Annotated in this window: 3 protein-coding genes; all 3 read left to right on the top strand. The window is 64.4% G+C overall.

Features of this window, described 5'->3' with window-relative positions; genetic code table 11:
* A partial coding sequence (locus I71_RS32395) for a flagellin (RefSeq protein WP_280109936.1) occupies positions 1-351 on the top strand: 351 nt, incomplete at its 5' end.
* 142 nt (positions 352-493) lie between these two features.
* Complete coding sequence (locus I71_RS32390; protein WP_042704012.1) at positions 494-958, top strand: flagellar biosynthesis repressor FlbT; 465 nt, start codon at positions 494-496, stop codon at positions 956-958.
* Positions 955-1,184: tetratricopeptide repeat protein (locus I71_RS32385; RefSeq protein WP_042704010.1), on the top strand; the 230-nt coding region annotated here is incomplete at its 3' end. The genes I71_RS32390 and I71_RS32385, both read left to right, overlap by 4 nt.

Below are 1,184 nucleotides of genomic sequence, written 5' to 3'. Positions count from 1 at the left end.
GGCGCTGTGAACCTGACCACCAGCGGTCAGGGTCTGAAGCTCGACGAAGCGCAGAACGATTGGACGGACCGCGCGGACATCGACAAGGCGGTGAGCGGCTTCGACAACGCCAAGGCGACGATCCGCTCCGCGTCCCAGTCCTTGTCGACCAACCTGAACATCATCACGACCCGTGAGAACTTCACCAAGGAGTTCAGCGACGTGCTGACGGAAGGTGCCAGCAAGCTGACGCTGGCCGACCAGAACGAGGAAGGCGCCAGCCTGCTGATGCTGCAGACCCGGCAGCAGCTGGGCACCATCGCCCTCTCGCTGGCCAACCAGTCGCAGCAGTCGATCCTGCGCCTGTTCTAAGGCGTAGAGTTCGGACGGCAAGTTCGGGTAGGATCACGCCCGGCGGGCGGCGGCATCAGGCCGCCGCCCGTTTCTTTTTTGGGCCGGACCGGGCCGGCAAAGGCCGGACGGCGTCGGCCCGCAAGCCCCGGGTTCCTTACTCATGCCACTCAAGTTCGTGCTTCGTCCCAACGAGAAGGTCATCATCAACGGCGCCGTCATCGGCGCCGGCGACCGTCCGGGCTCGTTCTTTCTCTACAACACCGCGAATTTCCTGCGTGGGCGCGAGGTCCTGAAGGAAGAGCAGATCGACTGTATCGAAAAGAAACTCTATTTCGTCATTCAGCTGGTCTACATCTTCCCGGAAGATTCGACGTTGAACCTCCAGCGCTTCGCGTCGATCCTGGATGAAACGCGCGAGGCGCGGCCCGACGCGGCCAAGACGCTCGACGAGATCATGCATCTGGTCGAAAACCGCAATTATTACCGGGCGCTGAAGCTCTGCCGCAAACTGTTCAAGGCAGCGGATGGCGGGGGTGCCGAAAGCGGATCGGTGGGCGAGGGCGGGGCGATTGACGGCAATGCGGGCGACGGCCAGGACCCCCCAGCGGCCGACCGGATGCCGTGACCGTCGCCGATCTGCTCGAAGCCGCATTGGCGCTGCATCGCGCCGGCGAGATTGCCGGGGCGCTGGCGCTTTACCGCCGGATTCTGACCGACGATCCTGCGCATGCCGACGCCCTGCATCTTGCAGCGATCATCGCCTTCCAGACTGGCCGGACCGCAGAGGCTCTCTCCGGCCTGGGGGCGGCACTGGCGGTCCAGCCCCGCTTTCCGACGGCCTACAACAGCCT

The organism is Azospirillum sp. B506, from assembly GCF_000333595.1.
Classification (GTDB): domain Bacteria; phylum Pseudomonadota; class Alphaproteobacteria; order Azospirillales; family Azospirillaceae; genus Azospirillum.
Note: the sequence above shows the minus strand (reverse complement) of the source record. Positions and strands in the feature narration are given on the sequence as shown.